This is a genomic window from Tabrizicola sp. (genome assembly GCF_041919135.1).
Lineage (GTDB): Bacteria > Pseudomonadota > Alphaproteobacteria > Rhodobacterales > Rhodobacteraceae > Tabrizicola.
The window spans coordinates 154,543-170,951 of record NZ_JAYRUJ010000003.1 but is presented as its reverse complement, the minus strand read 5'-3'; the positions used below and the strand labels follow the sequence as shown (position 1 = coordinate 170,951).

The window sequence follows — 16,409 nt, the reverse complement described above, 5'->3', positions numbered from 1 at the left end:
TCGCTCTGGCTCCCGCCGGGGCTTGGCCTTACCTTCGTCGCATGGGAATCGCCGCCGACATCGCCGGGGACTGGCACGCCGCGCTCGCCGCGCTGGAATGGCTGGGCGAGGCCGGGGTGGACGAGGCCATCTCCGACGCGCCCGTCAACCGCTACGAGCTTGCGGCCGAGGCGCCGAAGCCCGCAGCCCTGGCCCGGCCCGCCGCCGCGCCCGAACCCGTGTTCGCCGCCGCCGACCCGGCCGAGGTCGCCCGGGCCGCCGCCGCCCGCGCCGCGACGCTGAAGGATCTGCGCGCCGCGCTCGCCGGTTTCGACCTGTGCGAGCTGAAGCGGGGCGCGCGCAACACGGTCTTTGCCGATGGCAACCCCGCCGCCCGCGTCCTGATCCTGGGCGAGGCCCCGGGGGCCGAGGAGGACCGCGAGGGCCGTCCCTTCGTCGGCCGGGCCGGGCAGCTTCTGGACCGGATGTTCGCCGCCATCGGCCTGTCCCGCACCAGCCTCGACGCGCAGTCAGCACTCTACATCACCAATGTCCTGCCCTGGCGCCCGCCCGGCAACCGCGACCCCGATCCGGCCGAGATCGCCATGATGCGCCCCTTTGTCGAGCGGCATATCGCGCTGGTGGACCCGGCGGCGATCGTCGTCATGGGCAACACGCCGCTCTTTGCCCTGACCGGGGGCAGGGGCATCCTGCGGGCGCGCGGCAACTGGGCGCAGGCGCTGGGCAGGCCGCTTCTGCCGATGACCCATCCGGCCTACCTCCTGCGCAACCCCGCCGCCAAGCGCGAGGCCTGGGCGGATCTTCTTTCCCTGCAGGCAAGGCTGCGCTGAATGCTATCCGTCGAACCCCTCACCCTTCTGGCCTTCGTCCCCGCCGGCCTGGCGCTGAACCTGACGCCGGGGGCGGACATGATGTTCTGCCTGGGACAGGGGCTGAAATCCGGCCGCCGCGCGGCGATGGCGGCGAATTTCGGCATCGCGCTTGGCGGGATGGTGCATACCCTGCTGGCCGCGCTGGGCCTTGGCGCGCTGGTCAAGGCGCATCCGGCGGCGTTCGAGGCGATCCGCTGGCTGGGGGTGGGCTATCTGCTGTGGCTGGCGGCGGGGGCGCTGCGGTCCTCGCCCTTCGCGGCCGAGGCGCAGGTGGTGCCCACGGCCACCGGCCGGGCGTTCTGGCAGGGGCTGATGGTCAACCTCCTCAACCCCAAGGTGATCCTGTTCATCCTGGCCTTCCTGCCGCAATTCGTCGATCCCGCGCGCCCGATCCTGCCGCAGTTCCTGACGCTGGGGCTGGTGTTCTCGTTCGGCGGGCTTCTGGTCAACGGCGCGGTGGGATTGTTCGCGGGCTCCATCGGCCAGCGTGTCGCCCGCTCGGCGGGCCTTTCGCGCTGGCTTTCGCGGATCAGCGCCACCATCTTCGGCGCGCTGGCCCTGCGGCTGGCGCTGATGCCCCGAACCTGAACCGGCGGAGCTGGAATGTCCCGGATCGACGAGAGCCTGCCCTTCCACCCGGTCCGCATCGCGGTGCTGACGGTCAGCGACAGCCGCACCCCCGAGGATGACAAGTCCGGCGACACCCTGGTCGAGCGGCTGACCCTTGCGGGGCATCTGCTGGCCGACCGGGGCATCGTCCCGGACGACCGCGCCGGGATCGTGTCCCGGCTGCGGCAGTGGATCGCCGATCCGCAGGTCGACGTGATCCTGACCACCGGCGGCACGGGCCTCACCGGGCGCGACGTCACGGTCGAGGCCCATCGCGAGGTCTACGAGAAGGAGATCGAGGCCTTCGCCACCGTCTTCACCATGGTCTCGATGCAGAAGATCGGCACTTCGGCCGTGCAAAGCCGTGCCACCGGGGGCGTGGCGGGCGGGACCTACCTCTTTGCCCTGCCCGGCAGCCCCGGCGCCTGCCGCGACGCCTGGGACGAGATCCTGCGCTGGCAACTCGACAGCCGCCACCGGCCCTGCAACTTTGTCGAGATCATGCCCCGGCTGGAAGAACATCTGCGACGGAAATAGCCGGGACGGCCGTAACATCTGCGTTGAAGCGCGTTCCATGGCTGGCAGGCCCCCCGGCTTGCGCTAGACTGCGCGCGGCAATCATGGGGACGGGATGCGATTTCTGGCGCGCAGTCTGACCGGGCTTTTCCTGCTGGTCCTGACGCTGGCCCTTCTGGGGGCGGCGGCACTTCTGCTGGGCGGGGCGATCCGCGCCTCGCTGGAGCCTGGCGGGCCGGGCCATCCGGCCGAGGAGCGGGTCGTCGCGGCCAATGTCACCCGTCTGGAGCCCGTGCAGGTCACGCCGGTCCTGACCGCCTATGGCAAGGTCGAGGCCCGGCGCGCGCTGGATCTGCGGGCCCGGCAGTCGGGCAGCGTGGTCTGGGTCGCCGAGGGCTTCCGCAACGGGCTTTCGGTCCGCTCGGGCGAGGTCCTGGTCCGGCTCGATCCGGCCCCGGCCCAGGAGGCGCTGGCGCTGGCCCAGGCCGATCTTGCCGAAGCGACGGCCTCGGATACGCAGGCGCAGGCGGCGGTGATCCTGGCCCGCGACGATATCGCGGCGGCCGAGGCGCAGGTGGTGCTGCGCCGGCAGGCGCTGGACCGCCAGCGCCAGATCGAGGCGCGCGGGGCCGGATCGTCCCAGGCGGTCGAGACGGCGGAACTGGCGCTTTCCTCGGCCGAGCAGGCGGTCCTGTCGCGGCGGCAGGCCCTGGCCCAGGCCGAGGCGGCGGTGGACCAGGCTAAGGTGGCCGTCACCCGCGCCGGAATCGCCCTGGCCGAGGCCGAGCGGGCGCTTTCGGAAACCGAGATCCGCGCCGGGCTTTCCGGCCGCGTGGACGGGGTAACGCTGGTCCCCGGCGCACTGGTCGGCGCGAACGAGGTGATCGGCCGGATCATCGACCCTTCCGCGCTGGACGTGGCGGTTCGGCTGTCGACCGCGCAATTCGCGCTGCTGGTCGGCCCGGATGGCGCGCTGGGGCCGGCCCCGGTGACGCTGGGCAACGGCCTTACCGGCCGTCTGGAGCGTGCGGCGGCGGCGGTGGCCGAGGGGCAGACCGGCCGCATGGTCTATGTCGCGCTGGATCCCTCGCCGGCGGCAGAGGCGCTCTTGCAGCCCGGCGATTTCGTCGAGGTCAGGATCGAGGAGCCGCCGCTTGCCGGCGTCGCCCGCCTGCCCGCGCTGGCCGTGGGGCGCAACGGCACGCTTCTGGCCCTGGCCGAGGGCGACCGGCTGCAGGAAATCCCGGTCGAGGTCCTGCGGCGGCAGGGCGATGACGTTCTCGTCCGTGTCGGCGCGCTGGCGGGCCGCGAGGTGGTGCTGGAACGCTCGGCCCTTCTGGGCGAGGGCATCCGCATCCGCCCGGTGCGCCCCGGCGCGGGCGCGGGAATGGTGCCGTTGAGCGAGGCGCGCCGGGCAGAGCTGGTCGCGCTGGTCGAGGCCGACGCGGCCATGCCCGAGGCGGCCAAGGCGCGGCTTCTGGACGAGCTGAAGGCGGGCGCGATCCCGGCCGCGACACTGGAGCGGCTGGAAGGCCGCACGGGCGGCTGATGCAGATCCTGGGCCTTTTCGTCCGCCACCGGACGGCCGCCAACCTGCTGATGGCGCTGATGCTGGTCGCGGGCCTGATCGCCGCCTTCAACATCCGCGCGCAGTATTTCCCCGATGTCGTGGTGAACGCGGTCTCGGTCAGCGTGGCCTGGGACGGGGCCGGGGCCGAGGATGCGGACCGCGCCATCGTGCAGGTGCTGGAGCCCGTGCTGCAGACCGTCGAGGGGGTGGCCGGCGTCAGCTCGCGCGCCAGCGAGGGGCGGGCGGTGGTGACGGTGGAGTTCGAGCCGAACCATGACCTCTCGGTCGCGGAAAAGGACGTGCAGGCGGCGGTGGATGCGCTGAACACCCTGCCCGAAGGCAGCGAGGACCCGGTGGTCGCGGCCTCGGCCTGGCGCGACCGGGTGACGGATGTGCTGATCTCGGGCCCGGTCGGGATCGACCAGCTGGGCCGCTTTGCCGACAACCTGGTGGCGCGCCTGTTCGAGGCCGGGATCAGCCGGGCCACGATCACCGGGCTTGCCGCGCCCGAGATCCTGGTCGAGGTGCCGTCGACCGCGCTGATGCAGCACGACCTCACCATGGCCGAGGTCGCGGGCGCCATCGCCGCCGCCACCGCCGACAGCCCCGCCGGCGAACTGGGCGAGGGCGCGCGGCTGCGCACCGGCAACGACGGGCGCAGCCTGGCCGATGTGGCGGCCATCGTCCTGCGCTCGGCCCCCGACGGGACCAAGCTGGTCCTTGGCGACATCGCCGCGATCAGCGCGAACGCCGCCAATTCGGTGCGCGCGGCCTATGTCGGGGCGAACCCGGCCATGACCATCCGCGTCGACCGCGCCGCCGAGGGCGACGCGATCCGCCTGCAGGCGACCGTGGCCGAGGTCGCGGCCGCGATGCAGCCGACGCTGCCGCCCGGCGTCACGGTCGAGCTGGTCCGCACGCGGGCCGAGCAGATCAAGGACCGGCTCATGCTGTTCATGGACAACGGCACCACCGGCCTTCTGCTGGTGCTGGCGGTCCTGTTCCTGTTCCTGAACGCCCGCATCGCCTTCTGGGTGGCCGTCGGGATCCCGATCGCCATGGTGGGCACGCTGGCGGTGATGCTGGTCCTGGGCCAGTCGCTGAACATGATGTCGCTCTTTGCGCTGATCATCATGATCGGCGTGGTGGTGGACGATTCCATCGTCGTGTCGGAGAATGTCGAGCGCCGCGTCCGCCTCCTGGGCGAGACCGGCGAGGAGGCGGCCGAGCGGACCGCGCGCTGGATGTCGGGGCCGATCCTCGCCTCGTCGATCACCACGATCATCGCCTTCCTGGGCCTTGTCGGCATCGGCGGCCATTTCGGCGCGATGATCGCCGACATTCCCCTGACGGTCGTCGTGGTGCTGCTGGTCTCGCTGGTGGAATGCTTCCTGATCCTGCCCAACCACCTGGCCCATGCGATGCAGGATGCGATGCACGACCGCTGGTACGACTGGCCCTCGCGCCAGGTGAACCGGGGGCTGGACTGGCTGCGCCGGGTGGCGATCCGGCCGGGGATCCGGCTGGTGATCCGGGCGCGCTATCCGGTGCTGGCGGCCTGCCTGCTGGCGCTGGCCTGGCAGGGCTCGCTGTTCCTGCGCGGCGAGGTGCAGTTCCGCTTCTTCAACCCGCCCGAGCAGGCCTCGGTCAGCGGCGCCTTCTCGATGCTGCCGGGGGCCGATCGCGCAGACACGCTGGCGATGATGCACGAGTTGCAGCGCGCCACCGATGTGGTGACCGCCCGGTTCGAGGCCGAATATGGCGCGAATCCGGCCACCTTCGTCCTGGCCGAGGTCGGCGGCGCCAGTTCGCGCAGCCTCTCCAGCGCCGAGACCAAGGGGCCGGACCTCCTGGGCTCGATCACGATGGAGCTGATCAGCCCGGACCTGCGCCCCTGGCCGGCCAGCGCCTTCCTGGCCGCGCTGGAGGCCGAGATCGTGCCGCATCCGCTGCTGGAGGAACTCAGCTTCCGCGGCGCGCGCTACGGATCCGGGGGCGATTCGCTTTCCGTCGACCTGTCGGGCGGCGAGGCCGGGACGCTGAAGGCCGCGGCCGAGGCGCTGAAGGCGGCGCTGGCGGCCTATCCCGAGGTCTCGGGGCTGGAGGACAGCCTGGCCTATGACAAGGAAGAGCTGGTCCTGACCCTGACCCCGCAGGGCCGCGCGCTGGGGTTCGACACCGCGACCCTGGCCCGCACCTTGCGCGAGATGCTGGGCGGGATCGAGGCCGCGACCTTCCCCGAAGGCCCGCGCCAGGCCGCGATCCGGGTGGAACTGCCCGACTCCGAACTGACCGCCGATTTCCTGGACCGCACCCAGATCCGCGCCGCGCCGGGCCTTTTCGTGCCGCTGGCGGATGTGGTCACGGTGGAAAGCCGCTCCGGCTTCTCGACCGTCCGGCGCGAGAACGGGCTGCGGCTGGTCACCGTCTCGGGCGAATTGTCCGAGGAGGACCCCGCCCGCGCGACAGAGGTCGGCCGCGTGATGGAGGAGGAGATCCTGCCCCGCATCGCGCAGGACTTCGGCGTCGACTGGCGCCTGTCCGGCCAGGCGGCGGCCGAGGAGGAGTTCCTGTCCGGCGCGCTGGTCGGCGTGGTGCTCTGCCTGCTGGGGATCTACGTCACCCTGACCTGGATCTTTGCCCACTGGACCCGGCCGCTGGTGATCATGTCGGTGATCCCCTTCGGCCTGGTGGGGGCGATCTTCGGCCATTGGGTCTGGGGGATCCCGGTCTCGATGTTCTCGATCGTCGGGATGATCGGCATGTCGGGGATCATTATCAACGACTCGATCGTGCTGGTCAGCACGGTGGACGAATATTCCGAAAGGCGGGGGCTGATCCCGGCGATCGTCGACGGCGTCTCCGACCGCTTCCGGGCGGTGCTGCTGACGACGCTGACCACGCTCCTGGGTCTTCTGCCGCTGCTGTACGAGCGGTCCTCGCAGGCCGAATTCCTGAAGCCCACCGTGGTGACGCTGGTCTTCGGCCTGGGCTTCGGCATGCTGCTGGTGCTGCTGGTCGTGCCGGCCTTCCTGGCGGTGCAGGCGGATGTGGGACGGGCGCTGCGGGCCCTGCGGCGCGGGGCGGGGCGCGAGCGCCTGCGCCTGCGCCCGGCGCTGCGGCCGGTGGCCTTGGGGCTGATCCTGCTGGCGCTGGCGCTGCCGGTCCAGGTGGCGGCGACGGGGGCCTTGCCGGGCTGGCTGGTGGCTCTGGTCCCGGCCCTGGCCGATGCCGCGCCGGGGCTGGCCGCGCTGGCGCTGTTCCTGGGGCTGGGCCTGATGCTCTGGCTGCTGGCGGCGGTGCTGGCGATCCTGCGGCTGCGACGCCCGTAGGGGCGGCGTGCGCGGGGGGCATCGAGCCCCCCGCACCCGCGTTGCCACCCGCTCTGCCGCGCCGGACGGCTCCCGGTATCAGGGCGCAGTATCAGGGCGCGGGGCAGCCCCTGACCTCGACCGCCTCGCCGCCGGCCAGGATGGTCAGAGTGACGTCCGAACGGTCCAGCGCGAAGGGCGCGCCCGAGGGGGCCACCAGTTCGGTGACCGAGACCAGTTCGCCGCCCTCGCGCTGGCTGACGGCTTCGGCGACCCAGACGGAGGGATCGCCGGTCTCGAAGGCCACGACCTCGGCCAGGCCCGGGTCCGGCAGCCGCACCCGCGCGGTCAGCCGCAGCCCGTCGTCGATCGGGTCCACCGTGCAGGCCACCCGGCTGACCCCGGCCTCGCGCGCAGGGATGGCGCGGGCGGCAAGGGCGGACTGGATGCCGGGATCGGCGGTGCCGGGACTGTCAAGCTCGGCCTGCAGCGAGAGGCTGGCGGGCATGCAGATCTCGTCGCAGACGCCCAGTTCCATCTCGACCGACAGCCGCACCGGCTGGGCCGGATCCACCGGCTCGACCTCGACCGGGAGGAGCAGCTTTTCGTGATAGCCGATGGTCTGGAACCCGTTCGCCTCGAACACCACCGGGGCGGGCCAGTGGATGTGGACCGACTTGACATTGCGCGAGCCGGACCAGTCGAAGCTGGGGGGGATGCCGGCATCGCCGGGGCTGCGCCAATAGGTCTTCCAGCCGGGCGCCAGGTCCAGCTCCACCGCCGCCATATGGGTGCCCGACTCCATCTGCCAGCCCGGCCGCAGCTGGGCGGAAAGGACATCCTCTTGCGTGGTGGCAAGGGCGGGCGAGGCGGCGAGGCAGCCGAGGGCGAGGGTGCGGCAGATCATGGCCGCAGGATAGGAAACCCGTGCCGGGATGGAAATCACGTTGCAGCGACATCGCGCGACCGTGTCCGCGCGGTTACGCCGCAGCGGCCCGCCGGGGCTTGAGACCGGCCCCCGGCGGGTCCATCTTCATGGAAAGGGGAGGTGACTCGATGGACCTAGCCGGACAGATCCTGATCGCGATGCCGGGAATGGCCGACCCGCGCTTCGACCACAGCGTCATCCTGGTCTGCGCCCATTCCCAGGATGGGGCGATGGGGTTGATCCTGAACAAGCCGTTGGAGGAGCTGAGTTTTTCCGGCCTTCTCGAGCAGCTTGGCATCCCGCGCGCCCCCCAGGGCCGCGACATCCGCATCCAGTTCGGCGGCCCGGTCGAGCGGGGGCGGGGCTTCGTGCTGCATTCCTCGGACTGGCAGGCCGAGGGCTCGACCCTGGAGGTGCCGGGCGGGCTGGGCATGACCGCGACGCTGGACATCCTGCAGGCGCTGGCACGGGGCGGGGGGCCGGGCGAGGCGGTGCTGGCGCTGGGCTATTCCGGCTGGGGGCCGGGGCAGCTGGAGGCCGAGATCGGGCGCAACGACTGGCTGACCTCCACCGCGCCGGAGGGGCTGGTGTTCGGGGCGGACGACGGCGGGAAATGGTCGGCGGCGCTGCGGGGGATGGGGATCGATCCGCTAACGCTGAGTGCTGCGGCGGGGCGGGCGTAGGGGCCGCGAGGGACTCCGGCAAGGGGTTGGGAACGCTGGGGTAATCCGGGGGATTTCCGGGAGGTTAACGGTATGGCAGGCGTCTGGCATGTGTCGGGTATCTGTCCAGACGCCTGGCGGGCGGGTGGGTCGTTAACCTTGGGGGGCGAATCGGGGGTGTCGACTTGAGAAGTGCACCTGCAATAGATTGCCAGTATCGGCTAAAATTGAGCATGGTTCAGAGGCCGAGTTCTGGAGTTGTGGCATGGATCGTATCCCGACGAGTTTAATCGGCCTACTGAGTCAGATATTTCCTGACCGCTACACTCAAGCGGAGATTGACGCCCTTTTCCTCTTTGCGGGAGCCCCGGAACCTATCCCCGACGGGAGCAAGGCAACAAAGGTTCAGGCGTGGCTACGCCAAATAAATGCTCGCGCCGAACAACCAACAAGAGTCCTTGGGATCATACTTGATGATTTCATGGAGAAGCCTGCACCAACCAGTACTTTCTGGCTTTCATCTGGCGAGGATCACGCCGCGAGATTAGAAGATGAAAAGACTAAGATAAGAGAGACGCTTGCGCGGGAGGGGGTAGCATACGTCCGGGGCGGTAACTTTGTTCGAGCCGGTGCTACAGCAACGATTTCGCTTGTAGAAGCGGTCAAGAAGAATGGTCTCGCAACTGTTGATGTCGAAATTCAGCGTGCGCTCGCACAGATTGAGACCGATCCGCAAGCTGCCGCACACTATGCAGGAAATGTGCTAGAAGCTGCCCTGAAAGCGTACCTAGACCATAAAGGCAAAGCCTACGCTAGCGGCGATGCGCTTGCAGAACTATGGAAGTCTGCAGCCGACCAGATTGGCTTGCGACCGGTTGACTGGGACAGTAAAGACCTCAAGAAGATCGCTTCTGGCCTCAACAGCATTGTTGATGGCATTATGCACCTAAGAAATAATAAGAGTGGTGCGCATGGAAAATCCGAAGAACAAGCGCGAGCTTATTCCATAAAGCCTCGGCATGCTCGCTTGGCTATACACGCGTCGCATACGGTGGCGGCTTACGTTCTTGAACTTATTGAATAGCTGGTGTGCAAATCTGACGAAGGGAAAGGAAGGGAGTCGGGGCAAGCCCCGACCTACGGGTCACTCCCCATACGGCACCCAGATCGTCTTGACCTCGGTCGCTTGGGACAGGAAGGTCCGGCCTTCGCCCTCGGGGCCTAGCCAGTTCCGCGCCTTGCCGTGGTTGACCCAGGTGCGCTTGAGGTTGCCTGCCGCCTCGCGCTCGATGAGGGCGGAGAGGGGTTGGGAGGAGAAGCTCCAGACCGCGTCGACGTCCATGTGGCCGGCGAGTGACTTCGCGAGGTCGGGGGCGGGGCCGGTGACGATGTTGACGACTCCGGCGGGGACGTCGGAGGTGTCGAGGATCTGGTAGAAGTCGGTGGCGCTGAGGGGGGCGGTGCCGGGGACGAGGACCGTGGTGTTGCCCATGGCGATGGCGGGGGCCATGACGGAGACGAGGCCGAGGAGGGGGGCTTCGTCGGGGAGGAGGGCTCCGATCACGCCGACGGGTTCGTTCATCGCAAGGGCGATGCCGCGGATCGGGACGGATTTGGCCGCGCCGTCGTATTTGTCGGCCCAGGCGGCGTAGGTGAAGAGGCGCTGGATGCTCGTGTCGACCTCGGCCTGGCCGGGTTTGCCGGTGACGTCTTGCAGGCGGCTCGCGAACTCTCCGGCGCGGGCGGAGAGGTTCTCGGCGATGAAGTAGAGGACCTGGGCGCGGTTGTAGGCGGTGGTCCTGGCCCAGCCTTTGGCGGCGTGGGCGGCCTCGACGGCGTTGCGGATGTCCTTGCGGTTGCCGATGCCGACATGGCCGAGGAGCTTGGCCCTGGGGCCGTAGACGGGCTGTGAGTAGCCGCTGTCGGGGCGGGCCTGTTTGCCGCCGATGTACATCTTGGCGGTGCGGTCGAGGGTGTCGACTTGCGGCTCCGCCGGGGCCGGGATGGGGGTGGCGGGTTTCAGGGCCAGGGGTTTGGCGGCGGGTTTGAGGTAGGCCATCAGGCCCTCCCATCCGCCCTCACGCCCGAAGCCCGACTCGCGGACGCCGCCGAAGCCGGCAGCGGCGTCGAAGAGGTTGGTGGCGTTGATCCAGACGACCCCGGCCTTTAGCTTCGGAGCCACGTCGAGGGCGAGGTTGATGTTCTCGGTCCAGACGGTGGCGGCGAGGCCGTAGCGGGTGTTGTTGGCGAGTTGGACGGCTTCCTCGGGCGTGCGGAAGGTCATGGCGACGAGGACGGGGCCGAAGATTTCCTCTTGCATGAGGGGAGAAGCGGTGCCGAGGCCGGTGATCAGGGTGGGGGGGTAGAACGAGCCCTGCGCGGGGAGGGGGCAGGGGGCCTGGTAGTGCTGCCCCTCGGGGTTGTCCTTGACGAGGCGGGTGATGGTGTCGAGCTGGATGGGATCGACGATGGCGCCGATGTCGATGGCCTTGTCCAAGGGGTCGCCGAGGCGGAGGCCGTCCATCCGGCGCTTGAGTTTCTCGTAGAAGCGGGGGGCGGTGCCTTCCTGGACGAGGAGGCGCGAGCCGGCGCAGCAGACCTGGCCCTGGTTGAACCAGATCGCATCGACGAGGCCCTCGACGGCGGAGTCGAGGTCGGCGTCGTCGAAGACGATGTAGGGGGATTTGCCGCCGAGTTCGAGGGTGAGCGCCTTGCCGCTGCCCGCGGTCGCCTCGCGGATGCGCTTGCCGACCGAGGTGGAGCCGGTGAAGGCGATCTTGTCGACGGGCGAGTCCACCAGCGCGGCGCCGGTGCTGCCGTCGCCGGTGACGATGTTGAGGACGCCTTTGGGGAGGCCTGCTTCCTTGCTGATCTCGGCGAAGAGGAGGGCGGTGAGGGGGGTGTATTCGGCGGGCTTGAGGACCACGGTGTTCCCGGCGGCCAGCGCGGGGGCGACCTTCCAGGCGAGCATCAGGAGCGGGAAGTTCCAGGGGATGACGGCGCCGCAGACGCCGAGGGGCGTGAGGTCGGGGTGTTCGGAGGGGAGGAGCTGGGCGAGGCCGGCGTGGTAGGAGAAGTGGCGGGCGACGAGGGGGATGTCGATGTCGCGGCTCTCGCGGATCGGCTTGCCGTTGTCGAGGGTTTCCAGCGTGGCGAGGAGGCGGGAGTGTTTCTGCGTCAGTCTTGCCAGCGCATACAGGTATTGGGCGCGCTTGAAGGCGGGGAGGGCGGCCCATTTCGGCTGGGCGCGGCGGGCGGCCTGGACCGCGCGGGCCACGTCCTCGGCGGTGCCCTGGGTGACTTCGGCCAGGGATTTGCCGGTGGCGGGGTTGGAGGTGGTGAAGGTCTCGCCCGGTTGGGTGAAGGCGCCGTCGATGTAATGGCCGAAGCTGCCGTCGTGGCGGGCGATCCAGGCCAGGGCCTCGGCGGCGGATTCGGGGGCGGGGCCGTAGGCCATGCTGTCGAAGATTTCCTTGATGGTCATGGGGTCCTCAATGACGCAGGGCGTTGGCGCGGGAAGGCTCGTCGGGAACTTCGTTCCTCCTCGCGGGGCGGCCGGTGAGGAGACGAAGTTGAACGAGGAGGGGTCGGGCGGAGGGCATCGAGTTTAGCCCATCGCGTGACGGTTGGCGGCGGAGTAATGGCCGGTGAGGTGGTGTTCGAGCTGGCGCTCGATGTCGCCGAGGAGGCTGGAGGCGCCGAAGCGGAAGAGGTCGGGTTGCAGCCAGGGGTGGCCCAGTTCGTCCTTCATCAGGGAGAGATAGACCAGCGCGTCCTTGGCCTTGGCGATGCCTCCCGCGGGCTTGTAGCCGACCTTGAAGCCGGTCCGCGCCTCATAGTCACGGATGGCGCGGATCATGGTGAGGGAGACGGGGAGGGTGGCGTTGACGGCTTCTTTCCCGGTGGAGGTCTTGATGAAATCGGCCCCGCCCATCATGCAGACGAGGCTGGCGCGGGCGACGTTGCGCAGCGTGCCAAGCTCGCCGGTGGCGAGGATGGCCTTGACATGGGCGTCGCCGCAGGCCTCGCGCATGTCGCGCATCTCGTCGTAGAGGGCCTGCCAATCTCCGGTCAGGACATGGCGGCGGGAGATGACGATGTCGATCTCGCGCGCCCCGGCGCGGACGCTTTCGCCGATCTCGGCGATGCGGAGCTTGTAGGGGGAGAGCCCCGCCGGGAAGCCGGTGGAGACGGCGGCCACCGGAATCGACGTGCCCTCAAGCGCGCGGACGGCGGCCTCTACCATCTCGTGATAGACGCAGACCGCGCCCACGGTGAGGCCCTGCATCCCGAGCTTTTCCAGCATCCAGGGGGCGACGGGCTGGCGGGCCTTGGCGCAGAGGCGCTGGACGCGGCCGGCGGTATCGTCGCCGGAAAGGGTGGTGAGGTCGATCAGCGACACGGCCTTCAGGAGCCAGGCGGCCTGATACTCTTTCTTCACGCTGCGGCGGCCGGGATGGGTGGCTGCGCGGCGTTCGATGGCGGAGGTATTGGCCTGGACCGAGGCGACCCAGTCGAGGTCCAGCGCCATGCCGGGGTTGCGGGCATGGGTGACTTGCGGCAGGAGGGCGGTCTTCGGTGCGGTGGCGGTTGTCATCGGGGGGCGGTCCCTTGGCTGTGGCTGAGTGCGGGGCGCGCGCCCACCCCATCCCTCTCCCACGGCGGGGCGAGGGACGCGCCAGGTGCCGGGTGGCGGTCTGCAAGGGCGGCGGTCGGGTCCATTGCCCCTCCTTCGATTGCCCCCGACGATGCCATGCGGGGGCCGGGGGTGGCAAGGGCCGGGCATCGGGATTTCTGACCGGATGGTCAAATCCTAGGGGTCGGCGCGTTCCGGCGCGAGGGTGGCCCAGTCGGATCCGGTGCCGGTGGCGGGCAGGTTCGGGTCGGCCTCGCCGCGCAGGATCAGGGTCTTGGCGAGGAACAGGGCCGAGATCGGGGCGGTGAGGAGGAGAAAGAGGGTGATCAGAAGCTCCTGCCAGCTGATCCGGCCCTGGCCCAGCATGTCCAGCGCCGAGACGAGGAGCGCCGCGCCGACCCCGATCGTGGTGGCCTTGGTCGGCGCATGCAGCCGCTGCATCGGGCGCGGCAGGCGCAGGAGGCCGTAGGAGCCGATGAGGGCGAAGAGGCCGCCGCCGACCAGCACGGCCGAGAGCGCGAGGTCGAGGAGGAGGGTCATTCGATGATGCTCCCGCGCAGGAGGTATTTGCAGTAGGCGACGGTGCCGACGAAGCCGGTCAGCGAAAAGAGCACGGCGATTTCCAGGTAGAGGCCGGTCCCGGCCCGGATTCCCCAGGCGACGACCAGCGCGATGGCGTTCACCGCCATGGTGTCGAGGGTGAGGATGCGGTCGGTGAGCGTCGGCGCGGTGAGCAGGCGCCAGAGGTTCAGCACCAGCGAAAGCGCGATGCAGGCCAGGAAGACGATCAGGGCATGGGGCAGGATCATGCGAAAATCCTTTGCAGGCGGGCCTCGTAGCGCGACTTGATCTCGTCGCGCACGGCGTCGGGATCGGGGGCGTGCAGCGCATGGACGAGGAGGAGGCGGCCATCGGCGGAAAGATCGGCGGTCAGCGTGCCGGGCGTCATGGTGATGGTCCCGGCGAGGAGGCTGATCGCCTCGGGCTGGGTGAGGGCGAGGGGGACGGGGATCCAGGCCGAGCGGATGCGGTCGCGCGGCAGGAAGAGGACGATGCGGGCGACCTGGAAATTGGCCAGGATCACGTCCCAGAGGACCAGCGCGGCATAGGCGGCCAGCGCGAGGGGGCGGCGGATCCGGGGCCGGTCGGGCCACCAGGCCGAGGTGACGAGCGGGAGGATGGTGCCGAGGATCAGCGCCATGACCAGGCTGCCGAGCTTCCATTCGTTCACCAGCAGGAACCAGAGGCCGGTGAGGGTGAGGGTGAGGTAGGGATGGGGGAAAAGGCGTCTCATGCGGCCTCCAGCCCGGTGGCGGCGATATAGGCGGCGGGGTCGTGGAGTGCTTGGGCGGTGGCGGCGAGCCAGTCGCTGACCGGGCCGGCGAAGAGGGTGAGGGCGGCGAGCGCGGCGAGGAGGGCGAAGGCCGCGGCAAGGGCCAGCGGCTCGCGGGTCGGGGCGGGCGCGGCGGGTTCGGCCTTCCAGAACAGGATGGAGCCGGCGCGGGCCTGGCCGACGAGCATCAGGAAGGAGGCGAGGAGGAGCGCGGTCCAGGCGAGGGCGGCGCGGTCGCGCAGGGCGTCGAGGACGAGGAGCTTGCCGAGGAAGCCGGAGAGCGGCGGCAGGCCGACGAGGGCGATGGCGGCGGCGAAGTAGAGCGCGCCAATCGGGCCGGCGGCGGGGATCGCCGGCGCGGGGCCGAGGCGGGCATGGGCGCGGCGGCGGGTCACGAGGTCGGCCACCAGGAAGAGGAGCGCGGTCGCGAGGGTGGAGTGCAGGATGTAGTAGAGCGCGGCGCTGGTGCTGGCGGGGGTGAAGGCGGAGAGGGCGAGGAACACCGTGCCCATCGAGGCGATGCCGGCGAAGGCCGCGAGGCGCGGCAGGGTGCTGGCGCCGAGGGTGCCGATGGCTCCGACGGCGAGGGTGGCGAGGGCGGCGGGATAGAGGAGGTCCGCCAGGAGCGGGCCGGTGGCGGGCAGGTCGGGCGGGAAGACCAGGGTGCCGAAGCGCAGGGTGGCATAGGCGCCGATCTTGGTCATCACGGCGAACATGGCGGCGACGACTCCGGGCGCGTTGGCATAGGTGCCGGGTAGCCAGAATTGCAGCGGCACGAGGGCGCCCTTGATCGCGAAGACCAGGATCAGCAGGACGGCGGCGACGCGGAGGAGGGCGGTGTCGCCTTCGGGCAGTTGCGGCAGTTTCACCGCGAGATCGGCCATGTTGAGCGTGCCGGTGACGGCGTAGAGCAGCGCCAGGGCGAAGAGGAAGAGCGAGGAGCCGAGCAGGTTGAAGGCGATGTACTGGATCCCGGCGCGGGTCCGGGCGCCGCCGCCGCCGTGGATCATCAGCCCGTAGGAGGCGATGAGCAGGACCTCGAAGAAGACGAAGAGGTTGAAGGCGTCGCCGGTCAGGAAGGCGCCGCCGATGCCCATGAGGAGGAACTGCAGGAGCGGGTGGAAATGCGCGCCCTTCGCGTCCCAGCCCGAGCCGATGGCGTAGAGCGCGACGGGAAGCGCGAGGCCGGCGAGGAGGGCGAGCATGAGCGCCGAGAGCCGGTCGAGGACCAGCACGATCCCGAAGGGCGCGGGCCAGTCGCCGAGGAAATAGGCCTCGGGCGTGGGGCTGGCCTTGAGGAGGGCGAGCGCGATGGCGTTGAGGGCGAGGATCGCGGCCAGGCTTGCGGCGCGTTGCAGGGCGAGGTTGCCGCGGAGCGCGATGACCATGACGGCGGCCATGAGCGCGGGCAGGACGACGGGGGCGATGATCCAGTGGCTCATGCGGCGGGGCCCGGCGTCGGGGCGGCTGTGAAGATGGGCGCTGGCGCGCAAGTCTTCTGTCTCGCCCCGCTGCGTGACGGACGCAGCAGGGCTCGGGCGGCCTCCGGCGGGAGTATTTGGGGAAAAGAGCAAGTCATGGCTGGTCGTTCCCCCGGTCGAGGTCGATGCGGTCGTGGCCGGCGGCGAGGTGGCCGCCGATGGCCATGATCATCATCACGGCGGTCATGCCGAAGGAGATCACGATGGCGGTCAGGACCAGGGCCTGGGGCAGCGGGTCGGCATGGGGGCCGGGAGTGCCGATGATCGGGGCCGCGTTCACCGCAAGCCGGCCGGCGGCGAAGATGAACAGGTTGACGGCATAGCTGAGGAAGGTGAGGCCGAGGATCACCGGAAAGCTGCGCAGGCGCAGCATCAGGTAGATCCCGACGGCGGTCAGCGTGCCGATGGCGCTGGCGAGGAGGGCTTCCATCAGGGCGTTCCCCCGCTGGCAGGGGCGCGGCGGCCTGCCGGAGTTCCGGGGGGCGGCGCGG

15 protein-coding genes are annotated in these 16,409 nt (G+C 70.0%); 7 read left to right on the top strand and 8 right to left on the bottom strand.

The window, feature by feature from the left end; all coding sequences use genetic code 11:
- The first annotated feature begins 41 nt into the window (after positions 1-41).
- The 5 genes from ACE3UA_RS03905 to ACE3UA_RS03885 all read left to right on the top strand — a co-directional run bounded on the left by ACE3UA_RS03905 (position 42) and on the right by ACE3UA_RS03885 (position 6,899).
- Positions 42-830: a uracil-DNA glycosylase family protein gene (locus ACE3UA_RS03905; protein ID WP_374642716.1), complete on the top strand. Its 789-nt coding sequence runs from the start codon at positions 42-44 to the stop codon at positions 828-830.
- On the top strand, positions 831-1,460 hold the full coding sequence (locus tag ACE3UA_RS03900; protein ID WP_374642714.1) for a LysE family translocator: 630 nt from the start codon (positions 831-833) through the stop codon (positions 1,458-1,460). It begins immediately after the preceding gene.
- A gap of 15 nt (positions 1,461-1,475) precedes the next feature.
- Complete coding sequence (gene moaB / locus ACE3UA_RS03895) at positions 1,476-2,018, top strand: molybdenum cofactor biosynthesis protein B (RefSeq protein ID WP_374642712.1); 543 nt, start codon at positions 1,476-1,478, stop codon at positions 2,016-2,018.
- Positions 2,019-2,112: 94 nt separating this feature from the next.
- Entirely contained in the window at positions 2,113-3,546 is a 1,434-nt protein-coding gene (locus ACE3UA_RS03890; protein ID WP_374642710.1) for an efflux RND transporter periplasmic adaptor subunit, read from the top strand.
- The gene (locus ACE3UA_RS03885) at positions 3,546-6,899 is read left to right on the top strand and encodes an efflux RND transporter permease subunit (RefSeq protein ID WP_374642708.1); all 3,354 of its coding nucleotides are present in this window, start codon (positions 3,546-3,548) and stop codon (positions 6,897-6,899) included. Before ACE3UA_RS03890 ends, ACE3UA_RS03885 begins: the two co-directional genes overlap by 1 nt.
- A 91-nt stretch (positions 6,900-6,990) precedes the next feature.
- On the opposite strand, the gene ACE3UA_RS03880 is transcribed toward ACE3UA_RS03885, so the two are convergent.
- On the bottom strand, positions 6,991-7,785 hold the full coding sequence (locus tag ACE3UA_RS03880) for a protein-disulfide reductase DsbD domain-containing protein (RefSeq protein WP_374642705.1): 795 nt from the start codon (positions 7,783-7,785) through the stop codon (positions 6,991-6,993).
- Between the two features lie 149 nt (positions 7,786-7,934).
- On the opposite strand from ACE3UA_RS03880, the gene ACE3UA_RS03875 reads away from it, so the two are divergent.
- Together ACE3UA_RS03875 and ACE3UA_RS03870 are read left to right on the top strand one after the other, a co-directional pair.
- The gene (locus ACE3UA_RS03875) at positions 7,935-8,489 is read left to right on the top strand and encodes a YqgE/AlgH family protein (RefSeq protein WP_374642703.1); all 555 of its coding nucleotides are present in this window, start codon (positions 7,935-7,937) and stop codon (positions 8,487-8,489) included.
- 244 nt (positions 8,490-8,733) lie between these two features.
- A complete protein-coding gene (locus ACE3UA_RS03870; RefSeq protein ID WP_374642701.1) occupies positions 8,734-9,552 on the top strand; it encodes an abortive infection family protein in 819 nt (272 codons plus the stop codon).
- 60 nt (positions 9,553-9,612) lie between these two features.
- Here ACE3UA_RS03870 and ACE3UA_RS03865 read toward each other — a convergent pair whose 3' ends face one another.
- The 7 genes from ACE3UA_RS03865 to ACE3UA_RS03835 form a co-directional block, all read right to left on the bottom strand.
- Positions 9,613-11,952 (bottom strand): aldehyde dehydrogenase family protein, encoded by a 2,340-nt coding sequence (locus tag ACE3UA_RS03865; protein WP_374642699.1) that lies wholly within the window; start codon positions 11,950-11,952, stop codon positions 9,613-9,615.
- Positions 11,953-12,075: 123 nt separating this feature from the next.
- Positions 12,076-13,065, bottom strand: coding sequence for a deoxyribose-phosphate aldolase (gene deoC / locus ACE3UA_RS03860; RefSeq protein ID WP_374642696.1), 990 nt, complete (start codon positions 13,063-13,065; stop codon positions 12,076-12,078).
- A gap of 216 nt (positions 13,066-13,281) precedes the next feature.
- Positions 13,282-13,644, bottom strand: coding sequence for a cation:proton antiporter (locus ACE3UA_RS03855; protein WP_374642694.1), 363 nt, complete (start codon positions 13,642-13,644; stop codon positions 13,282-13,284).
- Positions 13,641-13,913 (bottom strand): K+/H+ antiporter subunit F, encoded by a 273-nt coding sequence (locus tag ACE3UA_RS03850; protein WP_374642692.1) that lies wholly within the window; start codon positions 13,911-13,913, stop codon positions 13,641-13,643. Before ACE3UA_RS03850 ends, ACE3UA_RS03855 begins: the two co-directional genes overlap by 4 nt.
- Positions 13,910-14,398, bottom strand: coding sequence for a Na+/H+ antiporter subunit E (locus ACE3UA_RS03845; RefSeq protein WP_374642690.1), 489 nt, complete (start codon positions 14,396-14,398; stop codon positions 13,910-13,912). The genes ACE3UA_RS03850 and ACE3UA_RS03845 overlap by 4 nt, the downstream gene beginning before the upstream one ends.
- The gene (locus ACE3UA_RS03840) at positions 14,395-15,879 is read right to left on the bottom strand and encodes a monovalent cation/H+ antiporter subunit D (RefSeq protein ID WP_374642688.1); all 1,485 of its coding nucleotides are present in this window, start codon (positions 15,877-15,879) and stop codon (positions 14,395-14,397) included. Before ACE3UA_RS03840 ends, ACE3UA_RS03845 begins: the two co-directional genes overlap by 4 nt.
- Before the next feature lie 133 nt (positions 15,880-16,012).
- On the bottom strand, positions 16,013-16,348 hold the full coding sequence (locus tag ACE3UA_RS03835) for a Na+/H+ antiporter subunit C (protein ID WP_374642686.1): 336 nt from the start codon (positions 16,346-16,348) through the stop codon (positions 16,013-16,015).
- Positions 16,349-16,409 lie beyond the last annotated feature (61 nt).